This window comes from Bradyrhizobium zhengyangense, assembly GCF_022012435.1.
Classification (GTDB): domain Bacteria; phylum Pseudomonadota; class Alphaproteobacteria; order Rhizobiales; family Xanthobacteraceae; genus Bradyrhizobium; species Bradyrhizobium zhengyangense.
Genome location: NZ_JAKLUA010000017.1, coordinates 47967 through 67351, shown reverse-complemented (window position 1 = coordinate 67351; position 19385 = coordinate 47967). Strand labels below are relative to the sequence as shown.

At 63.8% G+C, this 19385-nt stretch carries 19 protein-coding genes, 1 tRNA gene and 1 pseudogene; 8 read left to right on the top strand and 13 right to left on the bottom strand.

Going from position 1 to position 19385, the window contains the following annotated elements; all coding sequences use genetic code 11:
• The first annotated feature begins 48 nt into the window (after nt 1-48).
• Nucleotides 49-768, top strand: coding sequence for a DUF599 domain-containing protein (locus L6637_RS33920; RefSeq protein WP_237861591.1), 720 nt, complete (start codon nt 49-51; stop codon nt 766-768).
• Here the strand turns inward: L6637_RS33920 and L6637_RS33915 are convergent.
• From L6637_RS33915 to mgtE, 4 genes are all read right to left on the bottom strand, one after another.
• Nucleotides 743-1666: a hypothetical protein gene (locus L6637_RS33915; RefSeq protein WP_237873344.1), complete on the bottom strand. Its 924-nt coding sequence runs from the start codon at nt 1664-1666 to the stop codon at nt 743-745. The genes L6637_RS33920 and L6637_RS33915 overlap by 26 nt on opposite strands.
• 49 nt (nt 1667-1715) lie before the next feature.
• On the bottom strand, nt 1716-2534 hold the full coding sequence (locus tag L6637_RS33910) for an aldo/keto reductase (protein WP_237873342.1): 819 nt from the start codon (nt 2532-2534) through the stop codon (nt 1716-1718).
• A gap of 122 nt (nt 2535-2656) precedes the next feature.
• Nucleotides 2657-2983: a helix-turn-helix domain-containing protein gene (locus tag L6637_RS33905; protein ID WP_237861588.1), complete on the bottom strand. Its 327-nt coding sequence runs from the start codon at nt 2981-2983 to the stop codon at nt 2657-2659.
• An 88-nt stretch (nt 2984-3071) separates the two neighbouring features.
• Nucleotides 3072-4493: a magnesium transporter gene (gene mgtE, locus L6637_RS33900; RefSeq protein WP_237861586.1), complete on the bottom strand. Its 1422-nt coding sequence runs from the start codon at nt 4491-4493 to the stop codon at nt 3072-3074.
• 77 nt (nt 4494-4570) lie between these two features.
• On the opposite strand from mgtE, the gene L6637_RS33895 reads away from it, so the two are divergent.
• Complete coding sequence (locus L6637_RS33895) at nt 4571-5377, top strand: polysaccharide deacetylase family protein (RefSeq protein WP_237873339.1); 807 nt, start codon at nt 4571-4573, stop codon at nt 5375-5377.
• Nucleotides 5378-5560: 183 nt separating this feature from the next.
• On the top strand, nt 5561-6802 hold the full coding sequence (locus L6637_RS33890; protein WP_237873337.1) for a polysaccharide deacetylase family protein: 1242 nt from the start codon (nt 5561-5563) through the stop codon (nt 6800-6802).
• 11 nt (nt 6803-6813) lie between these two features.
• Here the strand turns inward: L6637_RS33890 and L6637_RS33885 are convergent, their stop codons facing one another.
• Entirely contained in the window at nt 6814-7188 is a 375-nt protein-coding gene (locus L6637_RS33885; protein ID WP_237861582.1) for a hypothetical protein, read from the bottom strand.
• Nucleotides 7189-7415: 227 nt separating this feature from the next.
• On the opposite strand from L6637_RS33885, the gene L6637_RS33880 reads away from it, so the two are divergent.
• A complete protein-coding gene (locus tag L6637_RS33880) occupies nt 7416-7673 on the top strand; it encodes a hypothetical protein (RefSeq protein ID WP_237861581.1) in 258 nt (85 codons plus the stop codon).
• Nucleotides 7674-7858: 185 nt separating this feature from the next.
• On the opposite strand, the pseudogene L6637_RS33875 reads toward L6637_RS33880, so the two are convergent.
• The 5 genes and pseudogenes from L6637_RS33875 to L6637_RS33855 all read right to left on the bottom strand — a co-directional run.
• Nucleotides 7859-9865: pseudogene (locus tag L6637_RS33875) on the bottom strand (alpha-glucosidase); the annotation flags it as partial.
• Between the two features lie 19 nt (nt 9866-9884).
• A complete protein-coding gene (locus L6637_RS33870) occupies nt 9885-10739 on the bottom strand; it encodes a carbohydrate ABC transporter permease (protein WP_237861580.1) in 855 nt (284 codons plus the stop codon).
• Nucleotides 10736-11683 carry a carbohydrate ABC transporter permease gene (locus L6637_RS33865; RefSeq protein WP_237861579.1) on the bottom strand — a complete coding sequence of 316 codons (948 nt, stop codon included), beginning with the start codon at nt 11681-11683 and terminating at the stop codon, nt 10736-10738. The genes L6637_RS33870 and L6637_RS33865 overlap by 4 nt, the downstream gene beginning before the upstream one ends.
• A 90-nt stretch (nt 11684-11773) precedes the next feature.
• Nucleotides 11774-13015, bottom strand: a complete 1242-nt coding sequence (locus tag L6637_RS33860) for an ABC transporter substrate-binding protein (protein ID WP_237861578.1) — start codon at nt 13013-13015, stop codon at nt 11774-11776.
• Between the two features lie 74 nt (nt 13016-13089).
• Entirely contained in the window at nt 13090-14163 is a 1074-nt protein-coding gene (locus tag L6637_RS33855) for an ABC transporter ATP-binding protein (RefSeq protein WP_237873334.1), read from the bottom strand.
• A gap of 271 nt (nt 14164-14434) precedes the next feature.
• Here L6637_RS33855 and L6637_RS33850 point away from each other — a divergent pair, with 271 nt between their 5' ends.
• Entirely contained in the window at nt 14435-15439 is a 1005-nt protein-coding gene (locus L6637_RS33850) for a LacI family DNA-binding transcriptional regulator (protein ID WP_237873332.1), read from the top strand.
• 84 nt (nt 15440-15523) lie between these two features.
• Here the strand turns inward: L6637_RS33850 and L6637_RS33845 are convergent.
• Together L6637_RS33845 and L6637_RS33840 are read right to left on the bottom strand one after the other, a co-directional pair.
• A tRNA-Leu gene (locus L6637_RS33845) sits at nt 15524-15608 on the bottom strand.
• Between the two features lie 212 nt (nt 15609-15820).
• On the bottom strand, nt 15821-16063 hold the full coding sequence (locus L6637_RS33840) for a FliM/FliN family flagellar motor switch protein (RefSeq protein WP_011088012.1): 243 nt from the start codon (nt 16061-16063) through the stop codon (nt 15821-15823).
• 83 nt (nt 16064-16146) lie between these two features.
• Here L6637_RS33840 and lipB point away from each other — a divergent pair, with 83 nt between their 5' ends.
• Both lipB and L6637_RS33830 read left to right on the top strand, forming a co-directional pair.
• Nucleotides 16147-16884, top strand: a complete 738-nt coding sequence (gene lipB, locus L6637_RS33835) for a lipoyl(octanoyl) transferase LipB (protein WP_237861574.1) — start codon at nt 16147-16149, stop codon at nt 16882-16884.
• Between the two features lie 199 nt (nt 16885-17083).
• On the top strand, nt 17084-17797 hold the full coding sequence (locus L6637_RS33830) for a DNA helicase (RefSeq protein WP_237873330.1): 714 nt from the start codon (nt 17084-17086) through the stop codon (nt 17795-17797).
• Nucleotides 17798-17841: 44 nt separating this feature from the next.
• Here L6637_RS33830 and L6637_RS33825 read toward each other — a convergent pair whose 3' ends face one another.
• Complete coding sequence (locus L6637_RS33825) at nt 17842-18264, bottom strand: tautomerase family protein (RefSeq protein WP_237873329.1); 423 nt, start codon at nt 18262-18264, stop codon at nt 17842-17844.
• Nucleotides 18265-18376: 112 nt separating this feature from the next.
• Between L6637_RS33825 and L6637_RS33820 the strand changes: the two genes are divergently transcribed.
• Nucleotides 18377-19234, top strand: a complete 858-nt coding sequence (locus L6637_RS33820) for a LysR family transcriptional regulator (RefSeq protein WP_237873327.1) — start codon at nt 18377-18379, stop codon at nt 19232-19234.
• Nucleotides 19235-19385: the final 151 nt, after the last annotated feature.

The window sequence follows — 19385 nt, the reverse complement described above, 5'->3', positions numbered from 1 at the left end:
CGCCCCCCACCATGCATGGCAATCGTGATGGCTCGCGAGGAGAGTGACATGAGCAGGCATTGGGTCGACATCACCGCCGTCGGCTTCTTCATTATCGAGTGGCTGGTCTATGCCGTAACTCTCGAGCATTCCGCCTATGGCAGCGACAGCCTGTCGGCCCGGATGAATCGCTACCGCGAGGTCTGGGTGCGCCGCCTGCTCGACCGCGAGGCCCGCATGGTCGACATGCAGATCATGGCCTCGCTCCAGAACGGCACCGCCTTCTTCGCCTCCACCAGCCTGTTCGCGCTCGGCGGCACGCTCGCGCTGCTGCACGCCACCAACGATGCCATCACGATCCTGGGCAAGCTGCCGATCGATCTCAGCACCTCGCCGGCAATGTGGGAGCTGAAATGCGTCGGCCTCGTGCTGATCTGCGTCTACGCCTTCTTCAAATTCGCCTGGGCCTATCGGCTGTTCAACTATGTCGCCATCCTCTACGGCGGCATGCCGCCGGCCTCGCAGCGCGACACGCCGGAGGCCGAGGCCCATGTCGTGCGCACCACACGCGTGTTCGAATCCGCCGGCCGCCATTTCAACCGCGGCCAGCGCGCCTTCTTCTTCGCACTCGGCTATCTCGGCTGGTTCGTCAGTCCCTGGGTGCTGTTCGTGACCACGGCCGCGGTAGTGGTCGTGACATGGCGGCGGCAGTTCGCGTCCAGTGCATGGGCCGCAATGGCGCCGGAGGTGCCGCACGCGACGACTACGAGCCGAAATCCCGCGGCGTGAACGAAAGGTCCATCACCTTCCATTCCTCGTACTTGTCGACGGGCAACATCTTGTAGGGCTGGCAGGCTTGCGTCGCGCTTATCGCTGATTTCACGATGGCCACGCCCTTCGCCGACGGCGGCGCCTCAATCAGGATCGGCTCGCGCGCCAGCGTGCCGTCGGTGGCCATCACCACGCGCAGCCTGATGCGAACGGCATCGGTCGGCGCGACGCCCGCGGGCAGTTTCGAACAGCTTCTGAGGTGACGCCGAAGCTCGGCAACGACCTCCGGCGGCAGCTTGGCGGCGATCGAATCCTTGGCATCGCCGCCATCATCCTTTGGGGCGTCTTTCGGCGCGGGCGGCAGTTCGGGCGGCAAGCCCAGCATCACGCCATACTTGATGGTGACATCGGGCTCGGGTGGCTGATAGGCCGGAGGGGCGGCCTGCGGCTGCGACATTGCGGGCGGCGGCTGCTGCATCTGAGATTGCTGAGGTTGCGGCTGCGCATAGGCCTCTTCCTGCTTTGCCGCCTGCGACGGCGGAGGCTGTGGTTGCTTCTGTTGCGTCTCGCGCGAGGCCTGCTTCTGCTGAGGCGGCGCCTTCTCCTTGGCCGCAGGCTTATGCGATGTGTCCGGCTTGTCCTTATCGGTGAAGTCGAGCTTCGGCAGCTTCAGGTCAGGGAGCGGCTCGGGCGGCTTCTCCTTGGCCTTTTCCTCGGCCTTTTCCTCGGCCTTTTCCTCCGCCTTGGCCTCTTCCTGCTTCACCTGCTCCGGCGTGACGATGTCGACCGCAACGGTCTCGGGCGGCGCGGAATGAAATGGATGGACCTCGCTGATCACGATGATCAGCGCGACCAGCGTCAGATGCGCGATCGCCGACGCCGCAATGTCCGTCCGGATGATCTTCCGCAGTTCCATCGCCCGATCTTGGGTTGCCGCCCTGCTCCTAGCATACCCAACTTCCCCCTCAATCCCATTTCGGCGCGAAGCCGAAATCGGTCAGGCGCCCCCTGGGACTGGCCAGTGCGGCGATCGCCGCCATCTCGTCATCCGAGAGCTCGAAATCGAAGATCTCGATGTTTTCCGACAGACGTTCGACACGCGAGGTTCTGGGAATGGCAGCGACATTCTGTTGCACGAGCCAGCGCAGGCAGATCTGCGCCGGCGTCTTGCGATGGGCGTGGCCGATGTCCACGAGCGTCTGGTCGGACTTGATGCGGCCCTTGGCGATCGGGCTGTAGGCAACGAGCGCCATCCCGTGCCGGTCGCAGGCCGCCCTCACCTTCGCCTGGTCGAGATAGGGATGATATTCGACCTGGTTGCAGACCAGCGGCTCGCTTGACAGGGCGACCGCCTGCTCGATCAACGCCACCGTGAAATTGGAGACGCCGATGTGGCGCGTGAGGCCCATGCGCTTGGCATGCGCCAGTGCGCCCATCGTCTCCTCAAGCGGTACGTGCGGATTCGGCCAGTGCAACAGTACGAGGTCGACCTGGGGAAGCCTCAAGTGCACCAGGCTCTCCTTGATCGACCGTTCGAGATCGTGGGGCGCGAAATGGTTGGTCCAGACCTTGGTGGTGACAAAGACGTCGTCGCGGCGCACGCCGGAGGCGCGCAATCCGTCGCCGACCTCGCGCTCATTGTCATAGACCTGGGCGGTATCGATATGACGGTAGCCGAGCCGCAGCGCCTGCTCGACCACGCGGGCGCAGGTCCGGCCGCTCAGCTCCCAGGTCCCGAGCCCGATCGCCGGGATTTTCGCGCCATTGGCCTCGACGAACAGCATGAGGAATCCTCTCTGTTGCGGCAGCCCCGGGAGTCGTCAACGCCGTCATTATGGACCTGGTCCGCCAGAGTGCAACGGACGAGACTGGCTGTGGATGCGTATCTTCAGCCGCAATGCTGACGTCAGGCTTTGGCGAGCGCCTGGAAGACCGTGTCAGGCGCATGCGCGATCACGGCCAGCAGCGCGCGGGCGGGTCCGCGCGGAGCGCGCTTGCCCTGCTCCCAATTGCGGATGGTCTCGACGGGCACGCCAAGCTTGGCGGCAAACTCCATCTGGGTCAGACAGGCGCGCCGGCGCAAATCGCGCACCCCGAGTGCGCCGGCTTCCGCCGGCGGAGTCTCGACCGCAGACTGGACCGGCTGGACGGAAAACGGCTGAACTGGAAGCTCCTGCCCATCCCGCAACTCAACGACCCGTCCGTCCGCCTTCAGCCGCAACCGCATGCTCATTCCCCCAAGCGCGAGGGAATCATGCGGGAGGTCGCTTAAGGTCGAATTAAAGACGCGAGTCGGTAGCCAGCAGCCCGGCAGACAAGACCTACTTCAACCCGAACCACAGCGTTGCGATGCCGAGGAAGGAGAAGAAGCCGACCACGTCAGTCACCGTCGTCACGAACGTGCCCGAGGCCACGGCCGGATCGGCCCTGACGCGTTCAAGCGCCATCGGGATCAGGATGCCGCCGAGCGCACCGGCGACGAGGTTCACGATGATCGCAAGCCCGATGACGATTCCGAGGCCCGGGATCTTGAACCAGGCTACCGCGGCGATGCCCGTGATCACGGCGAAGCCAATGCCGTTGACGAGACCGACCAGCGTCTCGCGGATCACCACGCGCCAGGCGTTGGAGGAGCCGAGCTCGCGGGTGGCGAGCGCGCGCACTGCGACCGTCATGGTCTGGGTCGCGGCATTGCCGCCCTGGCTCGCGACAATCGGCGCCAGCACGGCGAGCGCCACCATCTTCTCGAGCTGGCCCTCGAACAGGCCGAGCACAGACGACGCCAGGAAGGCGGTGGCGAGGTTGATCAGCAGCCAGTTGAAGCGGCCGCGCGCAATGGTGAGAAACGTGTCCGACAGCTCTTCGTCGCTGGTGACGCCGCCGAGCGCCTTGAGGTCCTCGTCCGCCTCCTCCTCGATGACGTCGACGACATCGTCGACGGTGATGACGCCGACGAGGCGGTCCTGGGTGTCGAGCACGGGAGCCGCGACCAGATTGTACTTGCCGAACATGCGAGCCACCTCCTCCTGGTCCTCCAGGACGGAGACGCGGCGGCGATCCTCGTCGGTCAACTCGGTCAGCGGCACCGGGCGGCGTGCGCGCAGGAGCACGTCGAGCGGAACCGCGCCCTGCCAGTGCTGGTCCTTGTCGACGACATAGATCTCGTAGAAGCGGTCCGGCAGATCGGGCGTGTCGCGCATGTAGTCGATCGCCTGCCCGACGGTGAAATCCTGCGGCACGGCGATGAACTCGGTCTGCATGCGCCGGCCGGCGGAGTTTTCCGGATACAGCAGGCTGCGCTCGAGCGCGACACGCTCCTTGAGCGGCAGCTTCTCGAGGATCTCCTCCTGCTCCTGCTCGTCGAGAGTTTCGAGCAGCTCGACTGCATCGTCGGACTCGAGCTCGCGGACACCCTCGGCTACCGTTTCCGCCGGCAATTCGTCGAGGATTTCCTCGCGAACGGCCTCGTCGACCTCGTTCAGCGCGGAAAAGTCGAAGTCGGCGCCGGTCAGCTCGACCAGGCGGACCCGGTTGTCGGGCGCGAGCGCCGCGATGAGATCACCGAGGTCGGCCTCGTGCAGATCGGCGATGCAGGCACGTAGCGTAGCGCTATCGCCGGCCTCGATCGCGTGGGCAATTTCCTCGACGAATTCATGCCTGATTTCGCCGTCTTCATTGCGCATGGGGACGTGGTCGAGTACCAATGTCTCGGCGGAAGCAGCGCCATCGATCTGTTCATCCATGGGAACGCCTCGCCGTTTGACAGGTTGATGGTTGGGGCTGACGGTCCCGCAATACCCACAAGACAATCGCAAGCGCAATGGCAAATATGTACCGGCCGAAATGGATCTCGATCGCGACGAGCCTGGCTCTCGCCGGCCTCACCGTGATCGGCTCGGCCCGGGCGGCTGATTGCCCCCGAAGCGATGCGCTCGGCACCTCGCGGGTCCTGAGCGTCGATGCCAAGTCGACGCCACGCGTCGGCTTGAAGAGCTTTCCGCAGACGCTGCCGCTTGAAGATCACGAGGTGGTGCTGACCTTTGACGACGGTCCGCGTCCGCCCTCGACCAACAAGGTGCTGGCGGCGCTGGCGCAGGAATGCGTGCGCGCGACCTTCTTCCTGGTCGGTCGGAGCGCCACCGAATTCCCTGATCTCGTCAAGCGTATCGCGCGCGAGGGGCACACCATCGGTCACCACACCTGGTCGCATCCGTACATGGCGCGGATCCCGGCCGATACGGCGAAGTACGAGATCGACCACGGCATCGCCTCCGACGAGAAGGCGTTGCACGGGGTCTCGACCACGACACCGTCGACGCCGTTCTTCCGCTTCCCCTATTTCGAGTCCACGCCGGCCCAGCTCGACATGCTCGAGCAGCGGGGCATCGTCGTGTTCGGCGCCGATTTCTGGGCCAGCGACTGGAACGACATGACGCCGGAGCAGGAACTCAAGCTGATCACCGACCGCGTAACCGCCGCCCGCAAGGGTATCATCCTGTTCCACGATGCCCAGGCGCGCACGGCGGCCATGATGCCGGACTTCCTGCGGTGGTTGCGGGAGAACGGCTATCGCGTGGTCCACATCGTGCCGGCGGGCACGTCACAGAAGAACGCCGACGCACATTGATGCCGGAATGTCACGGCTGACCAAAATGGGGTGATTTGAGCCCTATTAACACTCTGTTCATGCTACGCCATGCAATGATTGAGGGGCACCTCGGGCGGAAAAGGTCTTTGCGCCTGAACCGTTTTCTGATGTCTCCGACCTACCGATATCGTAGCCAACGCAGATGAGGGCAGACGGGGTTTCATGATCGGAAGTAGCGTTGTTTTTCGGGCGCGATCGTGGACCGTCCTGCTGCTGGGCTTGCTGACCACCGCATCTCCGGCTGCCTTGGCGGCCGAGTGCTCCGGACATCCCGATGCGCTCGGTACCTCGCGCACGCTCGTCGTCGACCCGCGCGAACATCCGCGCATTGGCACCATGCAGTACCGCGAGACGCTGCCGTTGAAGGACCACGAAGTGGTGCTGACCTTCGACGACGGTCCGCTGCCGAAATATTCCAACCAGGTGCTCCAGATCCTCGCCAACGAATGCATCAAGGCGACCTTTTTCATCATCGGCGAGCAGGCCAAGGCGAACCCGGAAGGCGTGCGCAAACTGGTCGCGGCGGGTCATACCGTCGGCACGCACAGCATGACCCATCCGCTGACGATGAACAGGATGCCAATCGAGAAGGCCGAGGCCGAGATCAACGGTGGCATCGAGTGGACCTCGGCGGCAATGACGGACCCATCCAAGCTGGCGCCGTTCTTCCGCATTCCCGGCCTGATGCGCGCCGATGGCGTTGAGAATTATCTGATCTCACGCGGCATCCAGGTATGGAGCGCCGACTTCCCGGCCGACGACTGGCGCCACGTCTCGCCCGATCGCGTCTACCAGCTCGCGATCCAGCGGCTGGAGGCCAAGGGCAAGGGCATCCTGCTGCTGCACGACATCCAGGCGCGCACCGTGGCGGCGCTGCCCAAGATCATCCGCGACCTCAAGGCGCGCGGCTATCGCATCGTGCATGTGGTGCCCGCAACCGCCGACCAGCCGGCGACACCGACCACGGCAGTGGAATGGCTGCTGCATCCACCGACGGAGACCACGCCGATCGCGCGCTGGCCTCAAGTGCCGAATTTCGTATTCGCGCAGACCGCGACGCTGCCGGCGCCGGGCTTAGCCGATCTCGGCGCCGAGACCGCGCGCCAGCCACAGGTGCTACCGCGCAAAACCATGGCGCAGGCCGATATCGCCTCCACCCTGCCCGCACCCGGCCGCGATCTCTTCGCGATCCCCGAGGGCTCAATCGAGGTGCTGCTGTCGACGACCTTGTCGCGGCGCGCCGCCACGCGGCTCGCGATGGCGGCCGAGGCGCCGCGCGCAGGAAAGGACAAGGCTGGCAAGATCCGGGGGCAGCGAACGGCGCGTGGTGCACACCCCGCGGCGAGGCACGCCACGGCGCCCCGCCCGACCCGCGTCGCCACCAGCGTGAAGAAGCGCGCCTGAGTGAAGCGCAGTTACTGCCGCATGATGTTGGCGACGCAGAGCAGCACGATCAGCGCCAGGAAGAACAGGTCCATATAGGACTTGAGCTCGCCGTCACGGCGCAGCCGCGCAACGTCAGCCACGACCTGCTTACGCGTGTTGGTCCCCCCCGAGCCGTCATTGATCGGCGCCTGAAGGCGCTTGGTCTCGGTCTCCAGCTTCTCGATCTTCTGGAAGAAATAAAACGCCCGCAGCGTCGAGGCCGCGCGCATGCCGCTATAGACCAGCACCAGGATCGCGAGGATCGCTCGGTTCTGGTACTTTTCCATGAAGTTCAGGCTGAAATAGACCAGCGCCATGAACGCAAAGTTGGTCAGGAAGCGGTAGACGAAGCTTAGAAAGACCATGCTGGCTCCAGCCGAGAGAGGTCGCGCGAGGCCCGTCTACGCCAATATTGTTTCAACATGGATACTGTCGCCCGCGCGCCGCCGCCTTTTAGCCACGTGCCGCCATAATGCAAGCGAGAGCACAGATTGGCCGGTCCTGTTCCACGCGCCACGCCCATTGCTGCTCGATGGAGATTCGAGGAAAGCTACGGTAGACTGCTGCCGCCGCTGACGCGTGAGGTCTGCCGATGCCGAAGAAGGGAATCACGGGCCACGACGAGTGGGTTCTGACCGAGGCGCTCGCAACCGCCCTGGTCGCGCTGGAGCAACTCGAGGCGAAGCACCAGCCAAGCGCGCATATGGACGACATCCGCAAGATGCTGTCGAGCGGTAAGGAGCCGGCGGCGGTGAGCCTGCACTTGGCCCAGGCGAAATGCCGTCTCTTCCCCGACCTCGACCCGCTCGAGATCTACCGGGAATACGGGATCGGCGAGGAATATGGCTGAGAGGCCCCGTGCGGGCCGCTGGCCTCCAAAATGAGATATGAAGGCGATGCGCTCGGGAGAGCGTTCGCATCTACTGTGTTTTCAACGGCTTACCGCGATGGCCGGATCGAAAGATTCCCTCCGAAAGGAGACCTTTCGACGCCCCGTTTTGCAAGCGGCTGAGATCGGGTCGAGCCCAAGCGGCCCTACACCTGGCGCAATCCCGCAAACAGCGCCTCGAATTCGCTGTCCGCCCGGTAGAACGCCGGTGGTCGCCCCAACGGTGCGGCGACCGATATCTCCTGTCCGCCGGCAAATGACTTGCCGGTCCAGACATGAATCCAGTCGGTCCCTGACGGAAGATAGAGGCTCCGCTGATCCTGGGCAGCCTGCCAGACGGGCGCGACGAGCAGATCGCGGCCATAAAGATAGCAATCCTGAATGCCGTAGGTTCGCCTGTCATCTTCGTGATGAAGAAACAGCGGACGTTGGATTGGAAGACCCCGGCGCGCAGCTTCCAGCGACAACGTCCGGAGATAAGGCGAGAGGTGAACGTAGATCGCCGTCATCCTGGCAAAATGCTCGAGCACCGCCGGATCGCCGTCGAGCTGAAGATTGTCACGAGGCCTGTTGCCTTCGTGGCTGCGCATGACAGGCGTGAAGGCCGCCATCTCGCTCCAACGCATCATCAGCTCGGGCGTGCGCAAATTGCCAAACAGGCTTGTGTAGCCGCCGATGTCGGAGTGGTGATACGCGTTGCCGAGCAATCCCGACGACAGGGCGGCGCAGATGACCGTGACAAGCCCGTCATGCCGGGAAAAGTCGACCGATTGATCGCCGGCCCAGAGCCACGGGCACCACTTCTGCACGCCCGTGAAGCCGGACCGCATGAAGAACACGGCCTCGCCGGTGCGGCCGCGGCTCGCCACCGCCTTCGCGTTCACTTCGGCCCACAGCGTTGGCCAGAGGTTGTGCGCAAGCCTTGCATCGATGCCGCTGGCGAGACGCACGTCGACCGGCAGATACTCGCCGAAATCTGCCATCCAGCCGGACAGGCCGTAATCGAGCATCCTCTTGCCGATGATTTCCTCGGAGAACCACGCTGCGGCGTCCGGATTGGTGAAATCGACGGTGCCGCAGTGGAACTCACCGAAATCGATCAGGGCCGTTTGTCCCGAGGCATCCTTGACGAAGTATCCGGCATTCTCGGCCTCCTCGAAGAGGACGCCGTCGTTGCAGAGATACGGGTTCACGTAACCAAGAAAGCGGATGCCCTGGTCGTTCAATTCGGCGATGCGCTGCCGCAGGCCCGGATAGCGCGTCTCGTTGGCCTTCCAGTCCCAGAACAGTCGCGCGCCAAAGGCGGTCGGCCGAATCCCGACCCAATCCTCGCACCAGAGACCGGAAACCTTGACGCCGGCCGCGCGCATTGTCGCGAGGCGGGCGAACGAGTTCGCGCCGTCCTTCAGGCCGATGATCGCGCCGTTGTAAATCCACTCCGGAAGCGGCGGCTGACGGCCGAAGCGCGCAGACAACGTCTCCACCAGAGCCACGAACGACGGCGCGGCAAACAGCTCGATGCTCTCAGGGACGGACCAGACCTCGATCTCGTGAAACTCACCCTCGCGAAAATCCAACACGCTGTAGGCTGACGTCTCGACGTGAAGAGCATAGCGCGCCGAGGAGATGTAGGTCGGTTGCGGATAGTTGGTGTGATAGTAGTCGCCGCCGGCCTGGCCGGCGGCGTCCGCCTTGAAGGTGATCTCGGTGGTCTTGTCGCGCCCGACGCCCGGCTCCGAACTCCACAACGGAAACCGTCGTCCACGCAGATCGAAATAGGAGAATTGCTCGCCGCCGCCCCAGACATGCTCGTCACGGTCCGCCATGACGCGCAGCCAAAACCGGTTCACGGAGGAATCGAGCGACCGCAGCTCCAGCGCTTTGCCCTCAAGCGTCACCGCGAGGCGCGGAGGCTGCCCCTTGGCCGCGGACAGCATGATCGTGTCACCGTCGATCTTGGCATGCGCGAGCGGACAACGTTCGGCCAGGCGACCCTCGATTGCAAAGCGGCCACGGTGCATTTCGATGCTGTCGTTGCCCTGCCCGACGAAGAAACACGGCGCCGCAGCACTGTGGGCGAGAATCTGGCGGCCTGAAATCGATAGCGCAAAGCCAGACGGGGTCGTGTCGAGTTTCAAGTCCATTCCACTTGGCCTTTCCTTGGCCTTTCCGTCAGCCCTTGACGCCGCCTGTGGTCAGCCCCGAGACGACGCGCTCCTGGAAGATCACGATCAGGATCGCGACGGGCACGATGCCGACAACGAGCGCGGCCGAGATCACCGGCCAGGGAAACGCAAACTCACCCTGATAGAGCTGTATGCCGACCGGCAGCGTCCGCAGTCCCGGATTGGAGTTAAACGACAGGGCCAGCAAGAATTCGTCCCAGGCGTTGACGAAGGCGAGGATGCCGGCGGTGAAGACGCCCGGCGCCGACAGCGGCACCACCACCCTGAACAGTGCACCAAACCGTGTGCAGCCATCGATCATGGCGGCGTTCTCTAGATCGCGCGGAATGCCTTCGAAGAAGGATGTCAGCACCAGGGTGCATACGGGCAGGCTCAGCACGGTGTAAGGCAGGATCAGCGCCGTCCACGAGTTCAGCAAATTGAGCGCGCGCATGGTCTCGAACAGGGGCACCAGCAGCGTCACCAGCGGAAAGGTCGAGACCGCGATGATGACGGACATGATCAGCCCCCTGAACCGCAAGTTCAGCCGCGCGAGCGCATAGGCCGCGAGCACAGAGACCAGCAGTGTGAGCGCGGTCGAGAGCAGCGCGACCATGAAGCTGTTGAACAGGAAGGTGAGCAGCGGCTGATCGGAGAACGCCTGGATATAGTTTCGCAGCGTCGCTGCGTGCGGCAGCCAGGTGATCGGTTTTTGCGTGAGCTCGGCCTCGGTCTTGAACGAGGTCAGCAGGATCCACAGAGCCGGAAACAGGCCGTTGACGACGAGAATGAACGCAGCGATAGCCCGCAGCGGCTTGCCTGATAGAGCCGAGTCGAGTGTGGAGGCGACAGCCGTGCTCATGATGCAGCCCCGCTGCCGCGGATCATACGCAGGTAAAGCGCTGTGACCAGCATCGACAGGCCGAACATCACCACTGCGAGCGCCGATCCGTAGCCGAGATCGAGGAACGACACCGTGTTCTGATGAATGTACATGGCGAGCGTCGCGGTTTCGGTGCCCGGCCCCCCGCCCGTCATCATGTAGGGAATGTCGAAAGTCTGCAGCGCGGTGATGGTGCGGAAGATCAGCGCGACGACGATCGTGGGCTTCAGTAGCGGCAGCGTGATCTCGAAGAACCGGCGCACGCGCCCGGCGCCGTCGACGTCGGCAGCCTCGTAAAGCGAACGCGGAATGGTTTGCAGGCCTGCGAGAATGATCATCGCCATGAAGGACGAGGCCTTCCAGATGATGGCAAGGCAGATCGCGGCGAAGGCGAGCCGCGGCGAATTGAACCAGATCACGCTCGGCAGGCCGATCCGGTTGAGCACATCGTTGACGACGCCGTACTCGGAATGGAAGAACCAGCCGAAGATCAGACCGGCGAAGGAGAGCGGCAGCGCCCACGGGATCAGCAGAGAGAGCCTCACCGGCCATTTCATCTGGAACGGCAGATTGGCGAGCAGCGCGAGTGCGAACCCCACGACGAGCGAGCCGGGCACGGTGATGAGCGTGATCAGCACCGTGTTCCAGGTCGCCTGCCAGAACACCGGATCATCAGGCATCTGCCTGAAGTTCGCGAGCCCCGCGAACCGCGCCGGCAGGCCTGAGGTCAGCGACAGGTCGAGAAAGCTCGTGTAGATCAGCCGGCTCACCGGATAGACGATCATCACGCTGAGCAGGATCGCCGCGGGCGCCAAAAGTATCACGGCAAGCGTGGTGTCATCAGGATCGGACCAACGCGACAGCCATGGACGCCGCGCGAGCGGGCGATCGGCCTCGCTTTTGAACGTCGATGTCGTCGTCATCAGGTCTGATCCGGATTGCAATACGCGCCTTAGCGGTTGTTTGCGCATGATCTCATCGGAAAACCGCTTCGCACTTTTCCGGATCATGCTTCAGCGGATGATCCGCTTCAGCCGTGCCTCGATCTGGGCGGCGCCATCAGCCGGAGTGGTCGCACCCGCAAGCACCGCATTGACCGTGGTCCGGATCACTTCACTCACCTCGTTGTAGCGTGGCGTCACCGGCCGCGGCTTTGCGGTCTCGACGATCGGCTGGGCGTCGGCAAACCACGGCACCGCCTTGGTCACGTCGGCGTCCTTGTAGAGCTTGCCGTAGGTCGGAAGCAGCGAGCCGTTGATGGCCATGTATTTGGAAACTTCGGGACTCGACAGATATTCGACCAGCTTCTTCGCCTCGTCCTGATGTTTGGAAAAAGCGGAAACGCCCCACTCCCAGCCGCCAAGGCAGGTCGCCTGTTCGCCGCCCTTGATTGCCGGAAGCCGTGCGACGCCGACCTTGCCTGATACCGCGGACTCGGCCCCCTGCGACATCGCCCATGCATAGGCCCAGTTCACCGCGAACAGGACATTGCCGGCCTGGAATTCCTTGCGCGTATCGTCGGTCGCGACCTCGGCAATGTTCTTCTTGGCAACGCCGCTGTCGGCAAAGCCCTTCCAGAGCGCGAGCGATTTGGTCGCCGCCTCGCGATCAAAATCGAGCTTGCCGTCCTTGGTCACCACCTTGCCCTGGCTCCAGTAGGGCACGAGGAAGGTGCAGACCGCGCCTTCGATCGCCTTGCCCTGGAACGACAGACCCTGCAAATTCGGATTCTTCTCGCCATCCGCGACCTTCTTCGCGGCGTCCGCGAGCTCGTCCCAGGTTTTTGGCGGCTGAAGCCCGTATTTGTCCAGCAGGTCCTTGCGATAATAGAGGAACATGGAATCGGCAAAGGCGGGCAGCGCCACCACCTTGCCGTCGATCGTGTTCGCCTCGGCATAGGCACGGAGATAAGCCGACATGTCGGTTGCGATCGGGCTGGTCCAGCCCGCCGCAGCAAACTGCGCCGGGCGGATCACGTCGAGCATCAACACGTCGAGTGAAGAGTCTTTCGCTGTGAGCACCGTGTTGAGATATTGGGCCTGCATATCCGAGGTCGTACCGCCCAGCTCGACGCTGACCTTGATGCCCGGATTGCGCGCTTCGTACTGATCGAGCAGCGTGCGCCAGATGGCGGGCTGCCCTTGGCTCGTGACGAAGACCTTCAAATTGGTCTCGGCGGATGCACCGGTTGCGCACCCGGCCGCTGCACACGCGAGCAGCAATCCCGCCAGCTTTGAAATGCGTCCTGAACTCATGCCGTCCTCCCGGAAAAAATCGCCGCTTGTTGCGGCTTGACTGGCTTGCTGTTGGTGGTCTCGCTTCGCACTCTTTAATGCAAGGCGCGCTCCGTCTCCGGATCGAACAGGTGAATCTTCGCGGGGTCCAGCCCCAGCTTGATCGCCTCGCCGGCCTGCGGGCGCAACTCTGGCGGCAGCCGTGCCGTCAATGTCGCGCCGCCCACCGCAAAATGCACCAGCGTATCGGAACCCAGCGGCTCGACGACCTGAGCCTGGCTGTTCAGGCCGACATCGGACGTCAGGGACGTGAAATGCTCGGGCCTGATGCCGACGATGAATTCACGCCCGTCGGCCGCCGAGAGTTTTGTGCCGGCGACGCCCGCAAGCGGCAGACGGTTGCCGTCGGCGAAATCGAGATAGCCTCGGGCGGCCCTGGCCTTCGCAAAATTCATGGACGGAGCGCCGACGAAGCCACCGACGAAAACGCTCGCCGGATGATTGTAGACTTGGTCGGGCGTTCCGATCTGTTCGATGTCGCCACCGCGCAGGATGACGATGCGATCGGCCAAGGTCATCGCCTCGACCTGGTCGTGGGTGACGTAGACGATGGTGGTCCCGATTGTCTGATGCAGCCGCTTGATCTCCGTACGCACCTGACCACGCAGCTTTGCGTCGAGATTGGAGAGCGGTTCATCGAACAGGAAGACCTGCGGCCGCCGAACGATGGCGCGGCCCATCGCGACCCGTTGACGTTGACCGCCGGAGAGCTGTCCCGGCCGCCGGTCGAGCAGATGGGAGATGCCGAGCATCTCCGCCGCGTCCCTGATCTTGGAGTCCGCGTCCGCCGCATTCGCGCCGCGCACCTTCAGGCTGAAGCCCATGTTCTCGCGAACCGTCTTGTGCGGGTAGAGCGCGTAGTCCTGGAAAACCATGGCAATGTCGCGCTCGCGCGGCGGCAGATCGTTGACGATGCGATCGCCGATCCGAATCTCGCCGCCGCTGATGCGTTCGAGGCCGGCGATCATGCGCAGCGTGGTCGACTTGCCGCAGCCGGACGGACCGACCAGGACGACAAACTCGCCATCCATGATCTCGAGGTCGATCGCCTTGACGACGCGAAGCGCGCCGTAGCTCTTCTCAAGCTTGCGCAGGCTGACCGAAGCCATGAGCCCTTATCTCCCGTCCCGACGGTTCTTGCAGCCGCGGTGATTGTTCATGGTAGCGCTGCGATTTTTAGAAATCAACGACAGAGCCATCTCAGCTCGATCCCGCGGATTAAGGCCGGAGTTTCGTCTTATCTTGCTGATTATAATAATGATATCGCTCGGCTGGCACAATGCGGTTGTACCGCTTCAGAGCTTCAGCTACATAATAGCGCTATTATCTTGAGCCACGATGGCAATGGTCGCATCAAAGCCCCTACGCACCCGGCGCAAGATGCAACGGGTCACGATCATGGATGTGGCGGCGCGCGCAGAGCTGTCGCCCTCCACGGTGTCCCTCTATTTCAGAAAGCCAGATGCGGTCTCGGCGGCGGCGAGCGAGGCGATCGCACGCGCCATCGAAGCACTCGACTACGTGCCGAACCTGATGGCCGGTGGACTGGCAGCCGCCTCATCGCGCGTCGTGAGCATCATCGTGCCATCGGTCCGCAATGCGTTCTTCGCCGAGACCGTCACGGCCCTGCAGGACGAACTCGGCAAGCAGCGACTGCAGGTGATGCTCAGCCACACCGAGTACAAGGAGCACGACGAGGAGAATTTGGTCCGCACGGCACTGTCCTGGGCCCCTGCCGCAGTCGTCTTGACTGGCCTCTCTCACAGCGCTGCAACGCGCAGGCTGCTGCGCGACAGCAAGGTGCCTGTTGTCGAGATTTGGGAGCTTGGTTCCCCGACCATGGACATGGCGGTCGGTTTTCACCACGACCAGGTCGGTCATGCCGCTGCGTCGCACCTTCTTCAGCGCGGGCGCAAGCGATTGTTGTTTCTTGGCGCCCGCCTGCATGAGGATCGCCGCGCGGCTCGGCGCGCCCAAGGCTTCGTCGAAGCGGCGCGAAACGCACCTGACGTCACCGCAGAGATCATCCAGCACCCTGCACCAGCGAGCGCCGAAGTCGGCGCCATGCTGCTCGGCGAGGCCCTGCATCGCTTTCCGAACGTCGACGGGATCGCCTGCTCCAACGACCATATCGCCCTTGGCGTGATCTTCGAATGTCAGCGCTCTGGTGTTGCGATCCCCGAGCGCCTGTCGGTGATGGGCTTCGGCGATTTGAGCTTCAGCGCGGCCGCAAATCCGTCGTTGACGACGATCCGCCCGCCCGGCGACCTGATCGGGAAGGAAGCCGCGCGGCTGATCATCGCGCGGCTCGCGCACCTTGGTGCCGAACCGGAACAAGCCGTCATCGACACGCGCTTCACCCTGCTTCATCGGCAAAGCAGCTGATGATCGGAAAGAGGTCGCCTTTGCTGTAGGATCCCCAATCACCCGCATGGCGCCGTGCCGACGCCGCAAGTTCATATGGATTTATGGTGCGCTCGGAGGGACTCGAACCCCCACGGTGTTACCCACTGCCACCTCAAGGCAGCGCGTCTACCAGTTCCGCCACGAGCGCAAGAAGATACCGGCCTGAGGTCGTTTGGCTGGCCGGATCAGCGGCCGCCGATCTAACAAATCCATCAGGGGGATACAAGCCTGCAAAGGCCCAGAATTCCACAGGCTTGGCAGGAAAGTCTCATCCCCGCCCGGATCGGCCCTATCAAGTGTGTCGAAAGCCCTTGGCGGGTCGCCGGCTTCCCGCGTACCCCCTACCGCGTGCCCGGGGCGCTACCGCGTACCCGGCGTCCGGGGCAGCATCTGCTTGACCTCGACCGCGATCCGGTTGCGGTCGACCAGCACGACGCCGGAGGCGACAGGCAGATTGTTGGCGAGAACCTTGACCTCGTCGGCCTCGGTTGCGTCCAGCTCGATGATGGCGCCGCGGGAAAGACGTAATACTTGATGGATCGGCATGGTGGTCGTCCCGAGGACGACCATGAGATCCACGGTGACTTTATCGAGTGTGGGCACTGTCAGGACCGCCGCAACTGGAGACAACACACCAAGGGACTTGGCATTTGCGCCTGCAATCATCACCACGTTATGGTTAGCCAATGGTTAATTCGCCTCAAAACCCGCGCCAAGCGCTCGATTTGACGTCGTTTTCCGCCGCAGGCGGCTCCCCCGTCGAATGGCGAATCTCGGACGCGCCGGTACCCTATCCGGAGGCTGTGGCCGACATGGAGGCGCGGGTCGCCGCGATCGCAGCAGGCGAGGCACCGGAGCTGGTCTGGCTGCTTGAGCACCCCCCGCTCTACACCTCAGGGACATCAGGCAAGGAGACCGACCTGCTCGATCCCCGCTTCCCGACCTTCGCGACCGGACGCGGCGGCCAGCTCACCTATCACGGGCCCGGCCAGCGGGTGGCCTATATCATGCTCGACCTCAAGCGCCGCCGGCCGGACGTTCGCGCCTATGTCGCGAGCCTGGAGGAACTGATCCTGAAGACGCTCGCCGCCTTCAACGTCCGCGGCGAGCGGCGCGAGGACCGGGTCGGCGTCTGGGTGAAGCGCCCGGACAAGGGCGAGGGGCGCGAGGACAAGATCGCGGCGATCGGCGTGCGGCTGAAGCGCTGGGTCTCGTTCCACGGCATCGCCATCAATGTCGAGCCGGAGCTGGAGCACTTTGCAGGCATCGTCCCCTGCGGTGTGGCTGATCCCCGCTACGGCGTCACCTCGCTGGTCGATCTCGGTCAGCTCGTGACCATGGAAGACGTCGACATCGCGCTCCGGCAGGCCTTCGAGGAGCTGTTCGGGCCGACCCGCGCGCTGCTGCCGGAAGCCACCGCCTGACCCTTTCCTGTTGGCGACACGCCGTGCGCGTTCTCCAGCTGCGTGGAATCGGTTACGCTTGGCTCAGGTGCCGCCCACGCCTCCCCCCTCCGCCGGGAAAGTACAGATCATGCCGGGCGACTAAGCCAACGGACCGACTGTTCGAGCATCGGGCATAAGGAGGGATTGCGCTTTCTGCTCACATCAGGAGGTTCTGACGATGAAGCTGTCTGCACCGATCTATCATCTCAAGCGAAAAGCAAAGCGCCTGTCCCGCGAGGAAGGTATTTCGCTGCACGACGCGCTCGACCGCGTCGCCACAACGGAAGGGTTTTCCGCCTGGAGCTTGCTCGCCGCGAAAGCTGCGGCATTAACGCCGGCCATCAGGCTGTTTCCGCAGCTCCAACCGGGCGACCTGGTGCTGGTCGGCGCCCGCCCCGGTCAGGGCAAGACGCTGATGAGCCTCGAACTCGCCGTGGAGGCCATGAAGTACGGCCATCGCGCCGCGTTCTTCTCGCTCGAATATACCGAGAGAGACGTGCTGAACCGCATGCGCGCGATCGGCGTGGAGCCCACGCAATTCCGTGAGCTCTTTGAGGTCGATTGCTCCGATGCCATCAGTGCCGATTATGTCGTGAAGCAGATGGCCGCGGCACCGCGTGGCACGGTCGTGGTGGTCGATTATCTGCAACTGCTGGACCAGCGGCGGGAAAACCCTGATCTCACCGTCCAGGTGCGCGCGCTGAAATCCTTTGCACGCGACAAGGGGCTGATCGTCGTCTTCATCTCGCAGATCGATCGGTCCTATGACCCGATGGTCAAACCCTGCCCTGACATCAACGATGTCAGGCTGCCGAACCCGCTGGACTTGAGGCTGTTCGACAAGACCTGCTTCATCAACAACGCCGAGGTTGAGTTCCGGGCAGCAAGCTGACCAACGAGCCGCGGGTGAGATGGCTCACCCGCGGCTCGATGCCCTCACGCCGCCTTCAGCGACACGTCGAGCTTGCCGGCAATGTAGCGCCGCTCCTGGGTCAGGCCGCCGAAGCCGTAGGCGTCGCCCTTGACCTCGTCGACATGCAAGTACGTCTCAGGATGCAGCGGCCCCAAAATCTCGGCCATGCGCTTGAACATCGCGGCGAGATAGGCCGCCTTCTCGTCCTTGGTGTTGGTGCCCTCGGTGATATGGATGTCGATCCAGTAGCTGGCCAGCTTTTGGTCTGCGAGCGACTTGCCGCCGGCGAACCAGTCGTCCGCGTCCACGGACTTCACGATGATGGCGGTGACCTTTGGATCCTTGTGCAGGATTTTCGCGGTGAGCTCGGACACGGCGCCTGCGATGTCGGCCTTCAGCGAGGGTGACTGACGGGAGGTGGTGTAGGACACGGTGATCAGGGGCATTGTCGTTCTCCTCAAGATGCCAGCGCTGTTTGCGCGGCGTTGGGGAAAAGCTAGACCTTCCCGCATCATTTTGGTATCTTATCTCATAGGGTATCAGTGATAACCATTCATAATGACAGCCACGATCGACATCGCCACCGTCCAAGCCTTTCTGCTGGTCGCCGACCTCCAGAGCTTTACCCGTGCCGCCGAAGCGCTCGGCACGACCCAGGCTGCTGTCAGCCTCAAGCTGCAACGGCTCGAGACCTTGCTGGGCAAACGTCTCGTCGAGCGTTCGCCGCGCGCGGTCCGGCTCACGGCCGAAGGCGCGAACTTCCTTGATCGCGCCCGCGCGCTGATGGCGGCACACGACCGCGCGCTGTCGGGCGAGGCACCGGCCGCGCAATCGCTCTCCCTCGGCATCTCCGATCATGCCGCAGGCCCCGAGCTGGTGCCCTTACTCGAACGGCTGCATGCGATGTCGTCAAACCTCACCCTCGCCGTCACCATCGGCTTCTCGCGCGAGATGCAGGATGCCTATGACGCGGGCGAGCTCGATGCGGTGATCGTGCGCCAGGAAGGCAGCCGCCGCGGCGGCGAGAAGCTGACCGAGGATGAGTTTGGCTGGTTCGCGTCCCGACGCCTCATGCTGCCGAAGGGCGAGCCGTTGCCGCTCGCAACGCTCGCTCCGCCCTGCGGCGTCCGGGCGATCGCAGTGCGCGCGCTCGACAAGACCGGCACCGCCTGGCGCGAGCGTTTCGTCGGCGGCGGCGTGACAGCGGTGGTCGCGGCCGCGCTGGCCGGTCTTGCGATTGCACCGCTGGCGCGGCGGATTGCTCCGGCCGGACTGATCGACATCGGGCCTGCGCACAAGCTGCCGAAACTCGGCAGCTCGAAGGTGATGCTGCATTCGAAGGTCAGCGATCCCGCCAAACTCGCGGCGCTGCGCGCGGTGGCGGCGACGTTCCGGAGCGCGGCAGGAGCTAACTAGCGCCCGCGTCCCTTCCCGCAGTAGACCAATAGGCGACCCCGGCCAGACATCCGGCCAACGCAAACAGCGCATCCATCTCAACGAGAGTCCCGAAGATGCCGTTCGCAATCAAGGCGCCCATCGCGGCGCCGGCGGCCGCGTAGAATAGCAC